The following is a 20718-nucleotide window of genomic DNA, read 5'->3' as shown; positions in this document are numbered from 1 at the left end:
GCACTCCACGAAAAGATAGCCAGAAACCGGGTTTTTTCCACATCCTTCGCCACAGCGACGAGATTGGCTAAAAACCCGGTTTCTTTGATTTACTCGCCAGGAGCCAGAAACCTGTTTTTTTCCACATCCTTCGCCACAGCGACGAGATTAGCTAAAAACCAGGTTTCTGGCTATCTTGGTGCGTCCAAAACAGTTAAAATTATCTGCGTTGATTTGCGTTAATCTGCGGTTTCGCGATCGATCGAAAATTTATATTTGCTAAAATACAACTAATAATTTAAGACCCAGGCAGGTAGCCATGACAGCCACCCTGATTCAAACCCCAAAAGCCGGATTTCTGCTGAAAAATATTAGTTGGCAGACTTATGAATCTCTGGTAAACGAACTCGCCGAACAGCCGGGAATTCGCCTGACTTACGATCGCGGAAATTTAGAAATTATGACTCCATCAGCACCCCACGAAAAATCTGGAGAACTGTTAGGAAACTTTGTGGAACTTCTAACCGATGAATTAAATCTTGACATTTGCAGCATGGGTTCACTAACCTGCAAGCGCCAAGATTTGGCACGAGGGTTAGAACCTGATAAATGTTACTACATTCAGAATGAAGATGTTGTCTGGAATAAAGAACAAATCGATCTCAATGAAGACCCACCACCAGATTTAGCTATTGAAATTGACATTACCAGCAGTTCGATCGATCGTCTCGAACTTTACGCAAGTTTGGGCGTACCTGAAGTTTGGCGCTACGATGGCAAGCGTTTAATCATCTATCAGTTAGAAGGCAATGAATACGCAGAGTGCGAGGTTTCTCCAACCTTTCCTTTTCTGTCGAAGTCTGAAATGCTCAGGTTTTTGGAACTGAAAAAGACTACAAAAGAAAAGGCTTTGCTGCGGTTGTTCCGGGAGTGGGTGAGGAGTCAAATTCAGTCAGGAGAGTGAAGCAGGGCGATCGTACTTTTGGTATAAGAAGCTGTTGGGTAACACATAAATTTGTAGTGATAACTTCAGTCCTCAAATTTTTATGAGGACTTTAGTTTTGACTGCGAACCTATTTGATTGCGATCGCTCCAGCGGACATGATATCATGTCCGACCAATTAACCATAATATCCCGGTCGGGGCGGGTTTTTGGGATTGTCAATTATTGGTAGGTATTGTTGGTGAACCCGCCCTTACAAAAATTGCGCTCGAACCAAATTAACATTTATTCGCCAGCAAGTTCCGCGCGAAACTTCTCCACAACTCGATTCAATCCCACCGAATGAGAAGCTTTAAATAAAATACGATCGCCCTTTTCCACAAATCCCAACAACCGCTGTGCTAAATCTTCCCGCCCATTTTGCGCCGCAATATCTCCAACCTCCACAAAAGGCAAACCAGCCGCACCCGCAGCCATCGCCGCCGCTTCCTCAAAATCCGCAAATACAAACAAAGCATCAAGCTTCAACTCTTGCGCCGCTTTTCCCACTTGTCGGTGAAATTCGATCGCCCTTTCGCCCAATTCCTTCATCGTACCCAACACCGCAATCCGGCGCTTTCCCGGAGTATCCGCTAACAACCTCAAAGCCGCTAACATCGACTCCAAACCAGCATTGTAAGTCTCGTCAAGAATCACAATATCATCGGGTAAATCGTAGCGGCGCGCCCTTCCATCCGGTAACTCCACCGACAAACCTTGCTGTAACACTTCCCAATCAATATCTAACACTTTTGCTACAGCCAAAGCAGCCAAATAATTTACAGCATTGTGCCGTCCAGCTAGCGGCAGCGGCAGTTGCATACCTTCTACATAAATGGTATCATTACCTAGCAATTCCCCGCACAATTCCCCGCCTTCTAAACCGTAGGTTAAAGTTTTTCCGTGCCAAAAAAGCGCCGCAGTTGGGATTAATTTGTCAGAATCGTGATTGAGAATAGCAATGCTATCAGCAGGCATTTCGGCTAACAGTTCGCACTTAGCGATTGCGATCGCATCTTCCGAACCCAGTCGCCCGATATGCGCCGTTCCAGTGTTAGTAATTACCGCCACAGTAGGACGCGCAATTTGCGATAGCAGGGCAATTTCGCCCCGCCCGCGCATTCCCATTTCAATTACAGCATAATTGTGTGACGGCGAAAGCTCCAATAGAGTTTTTGGGACTCCAATTTCATTGTTGTAGTTATATTGAGTTTTAAGTACATTTCCCCTGGTTGATAAAACTGCCGCAATTAACTCTTTAGCAGTAGTTTTACCGACAGAACCTGTAACAGCAACTATAGGTATACTGAACTGGTCGCGCCACCAACGGGCGATCGTCTGGTAAGCTTTTAAAGTATCGTCAACGCGCAACAGCGGAAAATTAGCAATTTCTTCTTGCCAATCGCGATCGACCACCGCCGCAATCGCCCCCAAATCCCGGGCCTTAGCCACAAATTTATGCCCGTCAAAATTGTCTCCCCGCAGCGCCAAAAATACTTCGCCACCCTCAAGAGTGCGCGTATCCGTGGCAATACCTGTCCCTAAAACTGTCAAAATGTCCTCAGACACGGCAGGTAAAGGTACATTTAAAATTTCAGCAAGTCGGGCGATACTTACGCGACAGACCATATTAGCAGCACTCACATTTCAAATAACTATTTTCACAGTTAATCCTACCTCGCTTGACCTCAAATTCAACTCAAACCAGCTTCACTCAAAGAATTCAACCGATGGAGTCCCTGCTCTCAACCCTAGCAGTTATCAGTCATTCCCAATTTTTTAATGCCACATCCCTAATGCCCCAATCCAAAATGGTAAGCTGTACTGCCTTTAAATTGTATATTTCGACGATCGATCAAAAATCTTATCCCCTCTCTTTACCCGCTCGCGAAGTCGAAGGGATCCTCTCCCCCTCTTCCCCTCAATCACCATAGACAATCTAGATAAACCTCATTACAGAGGGCGGCCGATTAGGATTGATACGATCTACGGTCGATCCGCAATAAGTAAATATCGGTGTGGGATGTAAGTCCGCAACAAGCTGGACTTGCATTCCACACCTATCCGTCGGGAACATCTCATTTTTGTAAAAAGCATTTTTTTATTGAGCGTGCGATCGTCCCCGCTAGCGAGTAGATCCTCGCTAGCGGGGACGATCGCACTATAGTTAAATGCCAAACACCAGATGCTCCCGATCCGTTTTTATTCTGGTAATCTACCGGACACGATCTGACAGTAAACATTCTCATACTAAATCCTCCGCTTACCCATAAATTCACTCGAACCAACCCACATTTTTAAGGAGCATCTCGCGTTTGCCAAAAGTATTGTTTTCACGCCGTGCTGTCCCCCCTCGCTTGCGGATATATCCGCCGTGGGAGATATTAAGCTCGCACTATAAATACAAAACACCAGATGCTCCCGCATTTTTACCAACACTTTACAAAAAATATAGTGATTTTAGGCCTTGCTGATTGTCAACAATTCATGTAATGCTGGTGTTGGTAAATAGTTTAATTAAGCAAAGAACATCGATCGACTGTCTGTGCTGACCGCTTTCGCCCCTCGCGCCCCGTCCGAGGAAAAGCTCGGTTGGCTCAATTGTGGTGCTCGACTCTGCCAAAATTCATCTGTGCCCAGGGCGCTGCAAGCTCGTATCAAATCCTCGGAGGGTTAATCCACGGTGAACGACTACAACAGACAAAGCCACGAAGAAGAAAAACAGTTACTTTACAACCACTTGCTGGAGTTGGTACAAGTAGAGCAGCCGGCCGAACTCATCAGCCGCTTTCGTACTTTGTTTATCCACGGTATCGGATATCCCGATCGCGCCGTCGTCGAAGCACTCGAAAAAATAGCAGCCTCAAAATACGCCCAACAAGAATTTAAGTACATTCTCAACCGCTGCTGCCATATTCCGATCAACCGCTGGCAAACATACCCCAGCAAACAAGCAGCCATCCCCGAATTGATCGCTGTGTTTGAAGAAGCCCCCAGAATATTAACTAAATACAGTCGATCGCGGGTTTCTCACTCGATCCCCCAATTAGTACATCAATTTACCCAAAGCGAACAGTACCTAACCCTCAAACGCTTAGCCCAAGTCATCACCCACAACAACGAAGACAGCAGCAACACCAAAACCCCCGCCACCCTAGCCCTGGGAACCTTAATTCCCCGGTATCCTTACCTCTACAAACACTGCCTCCTCAGCGACGACAGCACCTACGAACAGCAGAAAATCATTAAAACCATCCAAGCCCAAAAGCAGCAGAAATTTGAAATCGACCTCTCGCAATACGTCGCTCACCAAGTGAGAAAAGCCCAAGTAGCGCGCCGTCACACCTCACTTTCCTTCGGCAGAGATATACAAACTATAAAAAACCCTACCTTGTTGAGCGACCCGGAACTGTTCTTTGCCCTCAAGCAATTTGTCGGAAAAGTAGAAGGAGCTGATACATACAGACAGCTAGCGGGTCGCTTCAAGGCGAACGCCAGCACAAACCAGACCTACGGCTCCTTTAAAGACGACTTGTACGAATACCTGATTTCTTCTGTGGCGGACGATCGCTACGGCCAACGCCAATTTAACGAAAAACTGTATAAGCAACTACAAAATACCTTTCCCCACAACGACGATCGCCAGTTCAACGAATTTTTAATGATCAGAACTTGCAGCCAATTATTGAACTTTTTAGTAGTAGAGAGTCCTGCGCGGCCCAACCACTTTGTCTTCATCGACCTGATCTCAAACCTCGGGCCCACCCAAACCACAGGTTTGCTGCTGAAAATCGTGCTAATTTGTGGCAAAGTCAAGCCCTATCTAGAAAAGCGGTTGGCAATTTTGTTCGGCCACTACGAATTTTGTAAGCGAGAAGGGCTAGTGTGGCTAGTCAAAGCTCTAGAAAACCTGAATCTAGCTTTGAGTACCAATTTTGGGAAAGTGGACGTATCTTTCCTGCAGTAGGAGGTACGACAACTTTCTGTCCGGGCGACTGACCGAACATCAGGGCGAGAAACCCGTCTTCTAAATCCCTAAAAACTTTACGTTTAATTATCAGAAAATTGGGTTTTCAACCCCGTCCTTTGAGGACGGCTTTTTTGCATTGTTAAGTAAAATAACAAATCCATCTTCACAAATGAATATGGTAGAGTATAGCAATCAGACAAGATGTAAAAACCTACCTCCGGACTGGGGGAAAGTCTACGCCCAAAACATTCACAGAGGAGATATGACTGTGCGCGTAACGTGCAAATGCGGTCAGCGAAAGGAACCCTAGCAATAGGGATATTAAGACCCAAATGTCTTAAGAATCCTCGTGCCCGATTGCCGAGGAGTGTCAACAAGACCTAATTAACTGCTGAAAGCTATTCAAAAGAAGCTATTCTGTGTTAAAATCCCAAGTGTATCAGATTCGGTTGCAGGCTTTGTTCATTGCTACAGAATTGTCTAAAAACTTGCCCTTCTGTATCGGCAGGGAACTCTCCGAAACTGAACTCTTTGCACTGTCTAATTTTTGGAGTTATTCCTCATGTCGATATACGTCGGTAACTTATCCTACCAAGTTACCCAAGAAGACATCACCACCGTCTTCGCCGAATACGGAACCGTTAAGCGAGTACATCTACCTACCGACAGGGAAACCAGTCGCCCCCGCGGCTTCGGTTTTGTAGAAATGTCAACAGACGCAGAAGAAGATGCAGCGATTGCTGCACTCGACGGAGCTGAGTGGATGGGTCGCGACCTCAAAGTTAACAAAGCTAAGCCCCGCGAAGATGAAGGCGGCCGGGGCGGCGGCAACCGGGGCGGTGGCGGCCCAGGAAAATTCTCTCGCGGCGGAGGCGGAGGCGGAGGACGTTATTAATTTCCTAAGATCGAGAGTAGAGATTTGAGAGTAGCAGCAGGCGATCGATCAGATCTAGGTCCGAACCACCGTCCGAACCACTTCCAGTCTGGTCGATCCCTACCCTAATCTTCAAGTTTCCCGATCGACCGCATTAAATAGATTTCTTGCATAAATATTCGATCGAGTCGGTTAACCGCAGATTTCGAGCGGATCAACATCGATCGACGCAGATGATTCAATCTTGTCTGCAATTGAGTGCAAGAAGTGTAATATACCAAAAAGCCAGGGGCCTAACCCTTGGCTTTTTGGTATGAACGTATCGGGTATGAGTCAAAAACCTGCCGGACAAAGCCCTTCAAGTGGCTCTACTGTTTTAATCGTCAGGTTCGATGCTGCTGCTCAATCCGTGATTGTTGAGCGTTTCAGCGTAAAACTCCGCGTGTTCGAGAGCGCAAACAATCACAAGTCCCAGCCCGTTAGTGTGGGCTTCCATCATCACATTCACAGCCTGTGGCTGAGTCATACTCGGTACCGTCGCCATCAAAGTCTGCACCACGTATTCCATCGGATTGAAATCATCATTGTGCAGCAAAACCCGGTAGCGCGGCGCAAGCTTGCGGACTGTAGAACGCTTTTCAATAATTTCGACAGACACTAATCTATACCTCCTGACTTGTAAAATGTTAAAATTTGTGAATAATCTTGAGCCGGATTCTTCCCCCGTGCAAGACTATCCCACTTTCAGCTATTTTATTGAAATCTGAAAAATCAGACAAGGCGGTACTCGCGATCGCTCGCTCGCGGCGAACCCAACACCAGAGGCAGCGGGAGTGTCCCCAGGCTGTAGCCACGACCTTATTAAGGCCATAATATGACAAAAGCCCGATCGGTTAAAAATAAAAAACTACTACCTGTTGAGTCCCCAGAACAGACAGAATCTAAATAATATGAAACGCAAACCTAACTCCTACAGAGACGACGCATTCCGAGACGAAGACACCAGCTCATTGGGCGGAAAGTCGCGGCGTCAACCTCAGTCCGGCAAACCTTCTTTCCTCAATTCTGCCACCATAGGGATTTTAACAGCAGTTTTTATTCTAGGAATTGGGATTGGCATCGCCTTTAGCTCCACAGCTACAATTAGCCCAGAAAACGTAGCATCGCGCGAATTTATCGATCGCAGCGCCCCGAACCCAGAACTTTGCGTGCAGTTTGGAGCCAGCGCGATGGTAACAGATATGCGCGTATACCTCACCCTCAACCCCTTTAACGTCTACATTTCGCAGCCGAGTATGCGCCCTGGATGCGTCCTGCGAACCAATAACTGGGCAATTCTCGAACAAAGAAAACTGATCGACCAAAACCAAGTGCGCGAGTGCAAAAATCGGATGAACACCTTTGGCTTCACAGGGCCCCTGGAAGGTCAACCGCAAATTAACTGTATCTATCAAAACGACGGCGCTAAAAACCTGTTCCTCAACCAACCGGGTTCGATAGCTCCAGCGGTTGAAGGTCAAAATTTCTAAATTGCCGATATAGCGGTTTTTGCTCGTCGAGTCAAGGGAAGATTTTTCTCTTCCTCCGACGAGCAATTGCTTGAATCTTCGATCGATACAGAAACCGCCGAGGGTGGCAGATGCGCGGAGCGACGCAGATTATTTTTAGAGAGTTTTTACGAGGGGTGCAAGATGATTCTTTTGGCTTTTTCCCTCGAACTTCTTACTTTTTTACGCTCGAAAACTGAACGGGGAGCAGCGACGTAAGTTGTGGTAACACCTGCGGCGGCTCCAGCCAGTAAGCCGATGCGGGAAAAGCCAGTAGCGGCTTGCTCGGATGCTTACCTTTGGCGATCGCCCGGAAGCGGTTCGCCAAAGGTAAGTATCCGCTTTTGGGGTGCTTCTATTGCCGAAATTTGAGGTTTTAGACTGGGTACAGCCGCAGGTCGTACACCCGAACGTTCATTGAGGCGAACACTCACTAAAGGCACTGTTATCGGTCGGATTTGGTCATTTGTAGTTGGTATCGGTACAGAATTGGCAGGGAAATTCGGCGAAACAGGAGATTCTGGGCGATCGACCCCTGTTGCAGCAGTTGAGTTAGAATCTGTCGGTGGCTGGTTTGACCGTGCTGGTATTGTAGTCGGGAGTTGAGTTTCGGGAGTTTTTACGAACTGAGTCGGTTCGATAGAGGGACGCAACACCCAGCGATTTTCTACCCCGATTCTTTGGAATTGAATTTGTTCGCCGTTGAAAGCTGCTCCGGGAGCCAAATTTAGGACAATTCTCGTGGTTCCGGCCCGAAGTTGAGTCACGCCTACAGAACGCACTGCGCCTTGCGAGTATAGTTGAGTTGCGTCCACTCCGATCTCTGTATTGGGCAAATCCACAGCAATTTGATTCGGGTTGAGCAGAGAATATAGGGGAGTTGTTCCCTCTGGGAGAGTAATTTCTAGCTGATTTGTGGCTGGATCGAATTTCCAACTTGTGACTGTAGAAGCATTGGCTGGTTGGAGTGTTATTTGCAGGATCGCAACTGTGGTGGCGGCGGCGCAGGCTAAATTTGCAGCGATCGACACAGAGCCTGACAGTGAGGGTATCATGTAGGTTTAAGGATAATTTCTTTAGTAAAGATATTGCGGGCGATCGAACTGTTAACGGCAAGCGCGGTTTAACGCTGAAAGTTTAGCATTAATTGGTAATTGGTAATTGGTAATTGGGGAATAGGAAGTTATACACAGCAGCTTGATACTCCCCACCGATGAATCGGGGGGATTCTTGATGTATTCCACAAAGGGACTTTCAAAGGCGTTAACAAAGCACCTCTACCCACTTAGATTGGACGAATCCAAACCTTGCGTATACTTTTAACTTTTTTCGGTTTTCGGAGTCCATCACTTATGCCAGATAGGTACGCTCAATAATTCACTGTTGCTTGTTTGGTCAGGCTACGGTCAGGCCGAGACGAACCAAAGAAAGGAGTTTCACCTTATTAAATTATTTCAACACGTAGATGGTTGTTCTTAATCGCTGTAATTAGTCTACCAGTTTGTATTAAACCGTGCCATATTTTTAGGCGACTTGCATTCGCAGCCGCGTTCCTCCCCATATCGGTAGCCAAAGGCTTGCCACTCGTTTTTAGGTGAAAAACTGTTTCTACAATTGTTGATGCTAAACCAACGATATTTCACGGGCAGAACTCCCGCCGGACAAGGCTGTGCCGTTTTTTTTAATAAATATGGCCTCTGATTTATATCTAGCAATATTTTTCAAACTTGGTACTCTATCATGTTCTGTCGATTACCGGAATACAAAAAGTTTGTAGTGAGGACTTCAGTCCTCATGCTCGAACCTTAATCCGCTATTGGATTGCGGACTAAAGTTCTTACTACGCTACAAACCTTTGCGAGTTTTGTTTTATCTCGGTTGAGTGACAAAATCCAGGGCAGTAATAGCATTGCTAGGCCCAAAAACATTAGCCAAAACCTCCCCAGTGGCAGCAACTTGCAGGACATAACCGTTGGCATCGCGCGAGTTAATTCCCAAAGACTCAAAACTTAAGCCGTCGGCAAGGACAAACTTGTCGGTTCCTACTTCAAAATTAAGCACAGTATCGATGCCACTGTTGCTATTTAACACAAATCGATCGCTCCCGCTACCTCCAATTAAAGTATCCTCTCCCCCATCGCCAAACAGCCAGTCATCCCCTGCGCCTCCATTGAGAATGTCGCTATCTTTCCCTCCATGAATCGTGTCGTTACCGTCACCGCCATTAAGAGCATCTTGCCCTTCATTGCCGTAGAGAAGGTCGTCGCCACTGCCGCCGTTGATGCAGTCTTGCTGACCGTTTGCACCCACCGGGCCTAGCTCGTTTTCTCCCCGATCGCCAAAAATAGTATCGTTGCCATCATCGCCACACAAAATATCGTTGCCGTCATCGCCATAAATCAAGTCGCTGCCGGCATCTCCGTGGGCTAAATCGTCATCCTTGCCGCCCTCAATAGTATCGTTGCCAAAACCACCGCCGAGAGAATCGGAACTCTCGCCGCCGTTGAGATAGTCGTTACCATCTCCCCCAAACAACAAGTCGCGGCCGTTGACATCGGTGACTAACTGGTTTGCCGCGCCGCCGTAAAGGGAATCGTCTCCCTCGTCGCCGACAATGGTATCAGCACCGAGTTCGCCCCAAATTATGTCATTATCTTTGCCGCCGTAAGCTAAATCGTTACCTTTGCCAGCAAAAATGCTGTCGTTACCGCTACCGCTGCCAATGATGTCGCCGGTGTCGTTGCCGAAAATTAAGTCGCCTTCATCGCTAACATTTATGCTGCCTTGGGGATTGCCATAGTCGCCAACGATCGTATCAGAACCTTTATTGCCATAGAGAGTATCCGAGCCGGTTTCGCCAAAAATGCGATCGCCCCCTTTTCCTCCAAATACCACATCCCGACCGTTACCGCCTAGCAAAGTATCGTCGCCCTCTTGGCCGTTGAGCCAGTCCTGGCCGTTGCCTCCAACCAGAAAATCTTGCCCCTCCGGGTCGCCGTCTAGGGAGTTTTGGACTCCGCCGAACAGAGAATCGTCTCCGCTGTCACCGTAGAGCGTGTCCTGGCCCTTGTCGCCCCAAATCAGGTCGTTTTCTTTGCCGCCGTAAACGGTGTCTGCGTCTTTGCCCCCGTAAACCGTGTCATTACCTTGAGCGCCAGCAATGGCGTCGCTGGAAGAACCGCCGAAAATCAGATCGCCGTCGTTACCAGTCAAGTTGATGTTGTTGCCGTTGTCCCCGACGATCGTATCGGAACCGCGATCGCCGTACAATGTGTCGGAATTGCGATCGCCAAATATGCGATCGTCTTGTTTGCCCCCGAACACCACATCATTTTCTTTACCGGCGTAAACGATGTCGTTGTTTCTGCCAGCAGCGATGAAGTCTTGCTGTTGGTCTCCAAAGAAGATATCGGAGCCACCTTCGCCTAAAAGCGTGTCGTTGCCCTCAAAGGAGACAAACAGTTCGTTAGTGTCGTTTCCTGTTAAATAATCGTTTCCGGGAGTCCCGAGGACAGTGTTTTCGATGTCAATGAGCGCGGAGGCGCTTGACTCGAAGTTGAGTATTGGGGAAGGCTGGGGTTGGACAAATGCGATCGCCCTCAGCAGGGGCAAGGGTTCGCAACCGCAACCGGTATCCGGTTCGGGAACTCCAGCGAAAATAGGAGTCGGAGTAGGTGCGCCCGGAGTCGGCGCGCCTGGAGTCGGCGTCCCCGGAGTAGGTGCGCCCGGAGTAGGCTCGCCCGGAGTAGGTGCGCCTGGAGTCTGCTCGCCCGGAGTCTGAGTCTGCTCGCCCGGAGTCTGAGTCGGAATCGGAATCGGAATCGGAATCGGAATCGGAGTCGGAGTCCCCGGAGTCGGTGCGCCCGGAGTCGGTGTCCCCGGAGTCGGAGTCGGAGTCCCCGGAGTCGGAGTCCCCGGAGTCCCCGGAGTCGGAGTCCCCGGAGTCGGTGCGCCCGGAGTCGGAGTCGGAGTCGGAGTCGGATTCCCCGGAGTCGGAGTCGGAGTCTCCGGAGTCGGAGTCGGATTCCCCGGAGTCGGAGTCGGAGTCGGATTCCCCGGAGTCGGAGTCGGAGTCGGAGTCGGAGTCGGATTCCCCGGAGTCGGAGTCGGATTCCCCGGAGTCGGAGTCGGAGTCGGAGTCTCCGGAGTCCCCGGAGTCCCCGGAGTCGGAGTCTCCGGAGTCCCCGGAGTCCCCGGAGTCCCCGGAGTCGGAGTCGGAGTCCCCGGATTCGGTATTGGCCCCGCCAGGACGGTGGTGATGACAGTGGCTCTGGACTCGGAACCGTTGTTGTTGGTCTGTTCTGGGTCAAAAGTGGTCGATCGGCTACTGGAGGTATTTTTGATGCTGCCCGTTTCTGGAATGACTAATGTTACCTGGCGATCGGTGTTGCTGCCGCTAGCCAAGCTGGGAATTATTGGGAAGGTGACAATCCCCGTCACTGGATCGTAAGTGCCGTCATTGGATGCCGTGACTATCTTTAAACCGGGAATGATGCTGTCTGTAATCACTACATTTTCCGCAGCATTCGGCCCATTGTTGGAGGTAGTGATAGTATATGTCACCAAACTGCCTGCCTGAGCCGATGTGAAGCCGTCCTTGACTGTAACCAGATCGGCGACTGCACCGATCGCCGTAATGACTTGTCCCCCCGGCTCACCGGGCGCTGCGATGACCGAGCCGTTGTTGTTTGTCAGGTCGGGGTCAAAAGTGTCCGATGTACTCGAAACCACGTTGAGGATGCTCGTCAGCGTCGGTGGCGGTACAAATTTGATCGTGCGGCTTTGGCTGCTGCCGCTGGCTAAAGTCGGGATCGGGAAATCGATCGTCCCTGTGGTTTCGTTGTAGGTGCCGCCGTCGGACACCGTGACATTTTTTAAGCCGGGAATCAGGCTGTCGGTGATGACTAGGTTGGTCGCGGTACTAGGGCCGTTGTTGCTAGTAGTAATTGTATAAATCAGCGTATCGCCCGCCTTGATGGTTGCCGGAGCAGTCTTTTGGGTGACAATATCGGCGACTGCACCGATCGCCGTAATGACTTGTCCCCCCGGCTCACCGGGCGCTGCGATGACCGAGCCGTTGTTGTTGGTCAGGTCGGGGTCAAAAGTGTCCGATGTACTCGAAACCACGTTGAGGATGCTCGTCAGCGTCGGTGGCGGTACAAATTTGATCGTGCGGCTCTGGCTGCTGCCGCTGGCTAAAGTCGGGATCGGGAAATCGATCGTCCCTGTGGTTTCGTTGTAGGTGCCGCCGTCGGACACCGTGACATTTTTTAAGCCGGGAATCAGGCTGTCGGTGATGACTAGGTTGGTCGCGGTACTAGGGCCGTTGTTGCTAGTAGTAATTGTATAAATCAGCGTATCGCCCGCCTTGATGGTTGCCGGAGCAGTCTTTTGGGTGACAATATCGGCACCAGGACTGACGCTGGTGGACACGGTGGCGCTGGGGTCGGTACCGTTGTTGTTGCCAGGAGTCAAGTCGGGAGTGATCGAGCTACTTCTGGCGGTGTTGCTGAAGGAAGTTGCTGTCAGGGGTACTGTGAAGCCGATCGTCCGGTTGACTGTTTCACCGTTGGCGATCGCCACGGGTGGGAAGGTAACAATTCCTGTCACTGCATCGTAAGTGCCCTCGTTAGATGCCGTGACTCCCGTTAATCCGGGAACGATGCTGTCAGTGATGGTTACAGCTTGTGCCGGACTGGGGCCGTTGTTGAGTGTGGCGATGCTGTAGCTGACCGAGCTGCCGGGGATAGCAGTGGTAGAGCCGGTTTTGGTGGTTGCCAGATCGGCGTTGGGCGTAATAGTTGTCGTAACACTAGAGTTGGTCGGAGTTCCCTCTTTGTTGGTGGTGGAGCCGTTGTTGTTACGGTTGTTCGGGTCGGGAGTCGCCGATCGGCTCCGAGCCGTGTTGCTGATGGTGTTAAGCGTGGCTGGCGCAACGAAACTGACGGTGCGGGGCTCAGTCGCCCCGTTTGCCAGCGTCGCCACCGGTGGAAAGGAGACAATGCCGGTTTGTGCGTCATAGCTCCCGCCGTTGGAAAAGCTAACTCCTGTTAAACCCGGAATAATACTGTCAGTGATGGTCACGTCGATCGCTGGGTCGGGCCCCCTATTAGTCGTGTTCAGCGTGTAGGTGACGGTTGACCCGGCAGCAGCAGTCAGATTGCCGCTCTTGGTAGTGACTACATCCGCGACTGTATTGACAATTGTGGTAAAGACTACACCAGGCCCATCGACTTGCCCCGGCGGGGATATAGCGCTGTTGTTGCTGAGGTCAGGGTCGAAAGTCGAGCTATTGCTGAATGCAATGTTAGAAAAAGTAGTGCCGACAGGTAAATCAGACCGCACATTAACTGTCACGCTGTAAGTGAGAGTCTCGCCGGGATTGAGAACGGGAACTACAGGCCAGGTGACAGACTTCGTTTGGTTCTGGTAAGTGCCATTATCCGAGACATTGAGAATTGGCGGGTTTCCGGGGGGAATGAGCAGTTCAAAAGGTATTTCGTCTTGAATCTTGACGTTTCTAGCGGGCGCTGGCCCTTTGTTGACCGTTGTAATCGTGTAGGTAATGCTGCCCCCTGGCTTGATGAACGCAGAGCCGGTCTTGATCGTGCTCACGTCAGCCGAGATAGTCGGAGGATTTACCGTCTCGACTACCAGGTTTTGAAGTTCGTGAATGTTGTTGGCACCTCCTGTGGAACTGCCAAAACCAAATTTGAAAATTGGCGGTACTGGGCCGTTTTCGGTTGACAAGTTGGGGATGTCGATCACTGTAGTTTCGTAGGTGCCGTCAAAATCCCTATCGAAGGCAACGGTGAGGCGATTGGGATCCACCTTGTCGTTAGATGGATTTAGGGTAACTTGAACGGCTCTTCTGGCTTGATCCCGATCGCTCGTGAAGGTATTGCTGAAATTAAAACTGCTGCCGGCAACAGGGCCACTAAAGTCAATGCTCGTAGGAATGTTATCGATGCCGAAGGGAACGATCGCATTTGTTAAAAACGAATAACTATTTGCTTGATTTCCTCTAATAGTTACTGAATCAGGTCTGAAAGAACCAATAGAGGAGCCGGGAATCGAAGGAGGCTCCGGGCCAGAGCGCCCTTCTGTGGATGTTGAAAAATTGCCAAACTCGTCAAGCCCAATGCCTAAATAACCTCCGTCAATACCGGCTGTACCCGTTCGTGGAGCATAAGCCAGAGAACCGCCAAAACCCCCAGTCCTGGTTGGGCTAACAGTGCCATCAATCAAGAAGAAACCCAGCCCGTCTCCTGGCTGAGGGCTAATAAAGCCTTGCGGAGACGCAAATTGCTGGCTTGAACCGTAGGAATAAAAATCAAACTTAACTCTGATACCGTCGGTTGAAGGAATGGGGTTGTTGTAGATGACGAAGGCTTCCCGGTTGTTTACTGCTGGAGTTAATCGCAGGGCACCATCGCCTGGAACACTGCCTCCGACAGCCGGAAGTATGCCGGATACAGTCCCTCCGGTAATGCCGGGGATATCTTGAGAAGATGCTGGCCCCCCAGCCGGATTGAACAGCGCACCGCCTGTTCCCCCGTAAATCCAAGGCCCCCTAACTGTGGCGTTCTTGAAAGTTTCGTTAACTAATGTGCCTAGGGTGTAGCTGTATGCTTCGAGCGCTGCTTTTTCAATGGCGATACTCGCCTCGATTTCCCCTGTCGCAAATTCTAATTTCCAGTCGCCGCCTAGTGCCGCGCTCCCCGTCAAGTTGTCGGAGGCTGCAATATCTGCACCACTAATTGCCTTCAGCCGCCGCACGAAGGCCCGGCCGCTTTCTCCGGCTGCGACGCTGCACCCGCACAACAAGATAGCTCCTCTCTCGCTGAGGCTTTTTCCCCACTGCTGCAACAAATGGCTGTAGGTTTCTATGTTGTCGCTGCTCAGGGCGATCGACCCTAGTTGCACTGCTGCTTCTCGACCGTGAGAAATTATTTGCAGGCTGTCTAAATTGCTACAACTAGCCAAAATTGTAGTAATTTGCTCGACTCCATCCCGCTGCGAGTCGAGTATAAATACTTCTGTACCTGCTGTTGCTCCGCTTGCCAAGCTGTCGTATTGCTCTACTCTGGCATCGAGGAACAGCACATTTTTTACACTCCGGGCGATCGGCGATTCTGTTACTGGCAAAAATTCTGTTTGGGAGTTCCCAATTCCCGCACTCTCATCGTTTTTTGAGGAATATAAACACCAGTCTCCATTTACTTCTTGTGTTTTTTGAGCGGGATGAGTTGCTATTATTCGGGATGTTTTGTTAGTAATGCTTGCGGTGGTATTGCTTACTTTTTGGGTTGTAAAAATTGGTTTGTTGCAGATGCTTTGCATGGTAGAATTCCCTGAGTAATAATTGCCGTAAGATGCCCGTTTCAAGATGATAGCGACATCGGAAAAAAAAGCTTGGATTGCAGAGTTATCAGCTCTGCAGCTTGAATGTGATCGAGAGCAAGAGGCTTATTTTACTCAGCACAAAGCTGTGCTATCTCGCTCTTTGATAGCATTGCAAATATAGTCGGCGCAAGCGCTGAAGATTGGGAACTTAAATTCCACCAATCTATCTATTAGGAGATATTTCGCATTCGATTTTTGCGATCGAGTGTATTTTTATACCCGCATTTTTTTTACATCCGGCAACGGACAATAACAAGAATTCTCAAAAATTTATTTTATGAGGTTTCTGTCGATCGTCCAATGCAGTTTACGGGTAGAGAAATTTCACTATTTCTGAACTAAGAAACCGGGCTTCACAGACAAAAAGAGTTCCTTGCAGCCCTCACTCCCGGTAAAAAACCCGGTTTCTTGGGTTTTGGTGCGCTAGCCCCCTTCGCAATCGCCCAAAGAGATTAATTAAGGATGGGATTGCTAGAAAGCGGCCGGGACATCATTAGGCCGGCAGCATCCAAAACCTGTGATTAAACTGAAACATACATACCCTGTAGCGACGAGGTGTCTTAAAAATTTATGAGTTGCAGTCTGGAGACAACAATTCTGGTTTGAGACTGCGTTTATTTGCACAAAAACAGATTGGTACAGCTAGCAAGAAACTTCTCACTCCAACTGTCAACTTATAGTCTTCTAGCGAGTTTATGTTTGAGGTTAATGGTCGGGACAATTGTTTGTACACAATTTTTCATGATGTTTTGCAGAAATCGAGTTGCAGATGTGTTCGTCAGCTACTGGCGATTTTTATTCGCTCATTTTTTCAACTGCAGGAGGGCGTCTAGGAGAGTCGGAACTAACTTGATTCCTAGATTTTTCGCCACCAAATTCAGATTTATTCTCTAAACCTGGTTTTTGCGTGCAAGTCCTCAACTAGAAAAGCACCGGCTCGCAGTCTGCCACTTATAGCAACTGTAACCAAGCAATACTGCTCGATTAATTTTTAATTGCTGAGTTGTGGCACGGCTTGTGCTGAAAAAGATCCAACAACAATCCTTACACTTAAGTACATACTAACTTATCAATTACTGCATCAGCAAATTTACGTAGATAGTAGCCCCATTACAAGCTATATCTTTTCACCGCGAACGTCAAGAGTTCTGGCTCGGTAGTAGCGACAATCAAGACAGGGCCCAGAAAGATTGACTGCACAACGGATGTAATGAGAGCGGGCGTTGTACTCGCGATCTCGCCGATCGCATAACCGAGGTCTTCTACGTAAGTGCGATCGACCGTTGCTAGTTGATTTCGCACAGGTATGTTTGCTACCGCTAGCCCGACCGCTGCAATTTTATCTTGGGCTTGGCTCTGGCCGATCGCATCACCCACAAAGACAGCAGCGACGGAGCTAAACCTATGAAAATAATCAAGATAGCAGTTAGTACATTTAGTCAACTTGTGTGGGGAATATTTTCTTTAATTTAGGCGATCGACAACAGAAAATTATCCGCCGAGAGACGGTTTTAAATCATAAAAGTTCCCGGAAAAGTTTGAAACTTTGCCGGTGCGTTAGCCGTTTGCTGGCTGCTACTCGCGGGAGAGCGGTTATTTTACAAAACTAGACAGGAGAAACCGGGTTTAGTTCAAAAACAGACAAGCCCGTAATAGGTTCGATCGTTCGGACTTTAATCCTCTTTAAATCAGAGGACTAAAATCCGAACGATCGAACGGTTGGAAAAAATCCGGTTCCTCTCAAAAACCAAAACGGTTAAACCTTAGCAACATCCGCCGCTAAATCCATCAATGTACTAGAAGCCTCCACCTTCGCAACATCCAACAAAGTCTTTAAAACCGAATCGGGATTCAAACTAATCGAATCAATTCCCAACTCCACCAAGAATCGAGCAAACTCAGGATAATCGCTTGGTGCTTGACCGCAAATCCCAATCTTGCGATCGTACTTTTTCGCCGCTTTAATGGCAATTTCTATCATCCGCTTCACAGCTTCATTACGTTCGTCAAAAATGTGGGCGACTAAAGCAGAATCTCGGTCTAATCCTAATGTTAGCTGAGTTAGATCGTTAGAGCCGATCGAGAATCCATCAAAAACCTGGGCAAATTCATCAGCAAATATGACATTGCTGGGCAATTCGCACATCACATAAACTTGCAAGCCGTTTTCACCCTTGACTAAACCGTGTTTTGCCATCTCAGCTAAGACTTTTCGGCCTTCCTCCGGCGTGCGACAAAACGGAATCATCGGAATCACATTTGTCAAGCCCATGGAGTCGCGAACTCGCTTCAATGCTTTGCATTCTAAAGCGTAAGCTTCGCGGTAATTCGGGTCGTAATAGCGAGAAGCGCCGCGCCACCCAATCATCGGGTTTTCTTCTTTGGGTTCAAACTGCCGCCCTCCCAAAAGATTAGCATATTCGTTGCTCTTGAAATCGCTCATCCGCACGATGACAGGATTGGGATAAAATGCGGCGGCGATGGTGGCAATTCCGCAGGCTAATTTGTCGGTAAAAAAATCTGGTTTGTGTTCGTAAAGTGCTGTGAGTTTGCCAATTCGACGCTTGACGGATTCGTCGGTCAATTCGTCAAAGTGAATCAGTGCCAGGGGGTGCGTTTTGATGTGGTTGGCGATGATGAATTCCAGCCGCGCTAAGCCTACTCCGTTGCAAGGAATTGCTGACAAACTAAAAGCTTCTTCTGGGTTGCCGACATTCATTAAAATTTGAGTGCGGGTGCGGGGCAAATTGTCGATTGCACTTTCTTGTATTTCAAACTCCAGTAAACCCGAATAAACTTTGCCTTCGTCTCCTTCGGCACAACAAACAGTAATTTCTTGATTGTTTTGCAAGACTGTCGTAGCATCGCCGGTGCCGACAATTGCGGGAATTCCCATTTCTCGGGCAATGATGGCAGCGTGGCAAGTGCGGCCGCCGGAATTGGTGACAATGGCGCTGGCTTTTTTCATGATCGGTTCCCAATCCGGGTCAGTTTTGTTGGTGACAAGAACTTCTCCAGCTTCAAATTCGGCGATTTTGTGAGAGTCTAAAATGATATGGGCTTTGCCTTGTCCGATCGCTTCGCCCACGGCGCGTCCCGTTGCCAAAACTGTGCTGGAACCGTGCAATTTGTAGTTCCGCAAAACTGTAGCGGATTTTTGTGATTGTACTGTTTCCGGTCGCGCTTGGACGACAAAGAGTTCGCCAGTATTGCCGTCTTTTGCCCACTCGATATCCATCGGCGTGTAGGTTCCCCGCACTTGGGAATAGTGTTCTTCGATCTGTATTGCCCAACGTGCTAGTTGCAGAATTTCGTCATCGTTAATGGCGTATTTGCCGCGTTCTTTTGGCGATACTGAGACGTTTTTGGTGTATTTAGAACCGCCAAGATCGTACACCATTTTGATGTCTTTTGTACCGAGCAGTTTGTCGAGAATTGGGCGGAAACCTTGTTTTAATGTGGGTTTAAAAACTAGGTATTCGTCGGGGTTTACGGCTCCTTGAACGATATTTTCTCCTAATCCGTAGGCGGCGGTAATTAATACGGCATTTTTGAAGCCGGTTTCGGTGTCGATGCTGAACATGACGCCGGAGGATGCTAAGTCCGATCGCACCATTTTTTGCACGCCGACGGATAAAGCGACTTCTAAGTGGTCGAAACCTCGGAGTTGGCGGTAGGAAATTGCTCTGTCGGTGAAGGTGGAGGCGAAGCATTTGTGACAGCATTCGAGCACGCCGGTGCAGCCGTGAACGTTGAGGTAGGTTTCTTGCTGTCCGGCGAAACTCGCGTCTGGTAAGTCTTCGGCGGTGGCGGAGGAACGTACTGCTACGTCGGTGCCCTCGCCGTAGCGATCGCACAATTTTTCGTAAGCATCGGCGATCGCCGCTTGCAGTTCTTCTGGAAATGGTGTACTCAGAATCAATCCGCGCGCTTCCTTGCCTTTTTGTTGTAGGTTGTGCAGGTTTTCTACGTCTAAATCAGCAAATATTTCGCGCAATTTTGCTTCTAAACCCCCCGCAGAGATGAAGTAGCGGTAAGCGTATGCTGTAGTTGCAAATCCGTTGGGGACGCTGACTCCTTTGGGTTTTAGCTGTTGGATCATTTCGCCCAAAGAAGCATTTTTACCGCCTACTAATGGGATGTCGGCGATCCCGACTTCATCAAACCACAATACTAAGGCTTTTTCTTTGGGAATTAAAAGTTGTTGTTGACTTGCTAATTTTTCTAGCATGAGTTTTTTCCTCTCAACTTCATTTCTGTTCTGTCAGTTGATATAGCCTTTCAAGCTCTCATAGGAGGTACTATCCGGCCTAGGGCATACCTCACTGTTTTAAGAACCGCTATATGAGATTTGAGATTGTACCTCTTCCATTCATTCACCAATAATCTGAAATAGCCTGGATCTGTGTCGATTCGCCTTTCATCTGGGGTTTATATCAAATCCTCTCTTCATCGAAATAGTAAATTCACTGTTGACTGTTGACTGTTAACCGTTAACATCATTTGAATCCACAAGCTTAAACTCTCGTCTCAACTTTTGGCTCGATCGCGAGTTCTACCTTCAACTTGTGTATCGCTTTTGGGCCGGGGCAAAAGACGGTCAACAAAAAACTGTCAACTTTTTAAGGTATTTTTTCGCGAAGTTTATCGAGTTTTTTCCTAGGCTGTATCCAGCAGAGTTTTTGATTGCCTATATTTCAATAGTATCACTTTTTTTATAAATAGCAAGACTGGTAGAAAAAAAAATCATTGCAAAAAGTTAAGAAATGGCTCTGGGGATTTTATGTAAGCTATTATAAAAAAAACTGGCGGACAGATGAATATCTAAGATAGTTGCCACGGTTTTTTTGCACTGACCGCGCTGTGCGGGGACAGGGCTGGGATTGTTTTGGTAGCCGAATCTACGGGCAAAAAAGAATTGGTTGCTGGGGGCGATCGCCCAAAAAACACAACACCAAGC

At 48.6% G+C, this 20718-nt stretch carries 11 protein-coding genes; 4 read left to right on the top strand and 7 right to left on the bottom strand.

All coding sequences use genetic code 11. The features are described 5' to 3' along the window. The first annotated feature begins 298 nt into the window (after positions 1-298). Positions 299-943 (top strand): Uma2 family endonuclease, encoded by a 645-nt coding sequence (locus IQ263_RS01605; protein ID WP_194008311.1) that lies wholly within the window; start codon positions 299-301, stop codon positions 941-943. Positions 944-1207: 264 nt separating this feature from the next. Here the strand turns inward: IQ263_RS01605 and IQ263_RS01600 are convergent, their stop codons facing one another. Continuing rightward, positions 1208-2590 carry a UDP-N-acetylmuramoyl-tripeptide--D-alanyl-D-alanine ligase gene (locus tag IQ263_RS01600; protein WP_194065893.1) on the bottom strand — a complete coding sequence of 461 codons (1383 nt, stop codon included), beginning with the start codon at positions 2588-2590 and terminating at the stop codon, positions 1208-1210. A 1054-nt stretch (positions 2591-3644) separates the two neighbouring features. Here IQ263_RS01600 and IQ263_RS01595 point away from each other — a divergent pair. Then, complete coding sequence (locus tag IQ263_RS01595; RefSeq protein WP_194065864.1) at positions 3645-4928, top strand: hypothetical protein; 1284 nt, start codon at positions 3645-3647, stop codon at positions 4926-4928. Positions 4929-5493: 565 nt separating this feature from the next. Further along, the gene (locus IQ263_RS01590; RefSeq protein WP_194008309.1) at positions 5494-5826 is read left to right on the top strand and encodes an RNA-binding regulator; all 333 of its coding nucleotides are present in this window, start codon (positions 5494-5496) and stop codon (positions 5824-5826) included. Between the two features lie 355 nt (positions 5827-6181). Here IQ263_RS01590 and clpS read toward each other — a convergent pair whose 3' ends face one another. Beyond that, the gene (gene clpS / locus IQ263_RS01585; protein WP_194065862.1) at positions 6182-6463 is read right to left on the bottom strand and encodes an ATP-dependent Clp protease adapter ClpS; all 282 of its coding nucleotides are present in this window, start codon (positions 6461-6463) and stop codon (positions 6182-6184) included. A 292-nt stretch (positions 6464-6755) separates the two neighbouring features. Here clpS and IQ263_RS01580 point away from each other — a divergent pair, with 292 nt between their 5' ends. Continuing rightward, complete coding sequence (locus IQ263_RS01580) at positions 6756-7334, top strand: DUF3172 domain-containing protein (RefSeq protein WP_194065860.1); 579 nt, start codon at positions 6756-6758, stop codon at positions 7332-7334. 193 nt (positions 7335-7527) lie between these two features. Here IQ263_RS01580 and IQ263_RS01575 read toward each other — a convergent pair whose 3' ends face one another. The 5 genes from IQ263_RS01575 to ppsA all read right to left on the bottom strand — a co-directional run bounded on the left by IQ263_RS01575 (position 7528) and on the right by ppsA (position 19989). Beyond that, entirely contained in the window at positions 7528-7680 is a 153-nt protein-coding gene (locus IQ263_RS01575) for a hypothetical protein (protein WP_194065859.1), read from the bottom strand. Further along, positions 7646-8407 (bottom strand): AMIN domain-containing protein, encoded by a 762-nt coding sequence (locus IQ263_RS01570; protein ID WP_194065857.1) that lies wholly within the window; start codon positions 8405-8407, stop codon positions 7646-7648. The genes IQ263_RS01575 and IQ263_RS01570 overlap by 35 nt, the downstream gene beginning before the upstream one ends. A gap of 814 nt (positions 8408-9221) precedes the next feature. Further along, on the bottom strand, positions 9222-15695 hold the full coding sequence (locus tag IQ263_RS01565) for a DUF4347 domain-containing protein (protein WP_194065855.1): 6474 nt from the start codon (positions 15693-15695) through the stop codon (positions 9222-9224). Positions 15696-16868: 1173 nt separating this feature from the next. Further along, on the bottom strand, positions 16869-17201 hold the full coding sequence (locus tag IQ263_RS30075; RefSeq protein ID WP_445286312.1) for a hypothetical protein: 333 nt from the start codon (positions 17199-17201) through the stop codon (positions 16869-16871). Positions 17202-17514: 313 nt separating this feature from the next. Beyond that, positions 17515-19989 (bottom strand): phosphoenolpyruvate synthase, encoded by a 2475-nt coding sequence (ppsA, locus tag IQ263_RS01555; protein ID WP_194065853.1) that lies wholly within the window; start codon positions 19987-19989, stop codon positions 17515-17517. Between the last annotated feature and the right edge of the window lie 729 nt (positions 19990-20718).

It is taken from the genome of Tychonema sp. LEGE 06208, assembly GCF_015207505.1.
Taxonomy (GTDB): domain Bacteria; phylum Cyanobacteriota; class Cyanobacteriia; order Cyanobacteriales; family Microcoleaceae; genus Microcoleus.
The sequence above is the reverse complement of the archived record's forward strand: the minus strand, read 5'-3'. Positions and strand labels throughout refer to the sequence as shown.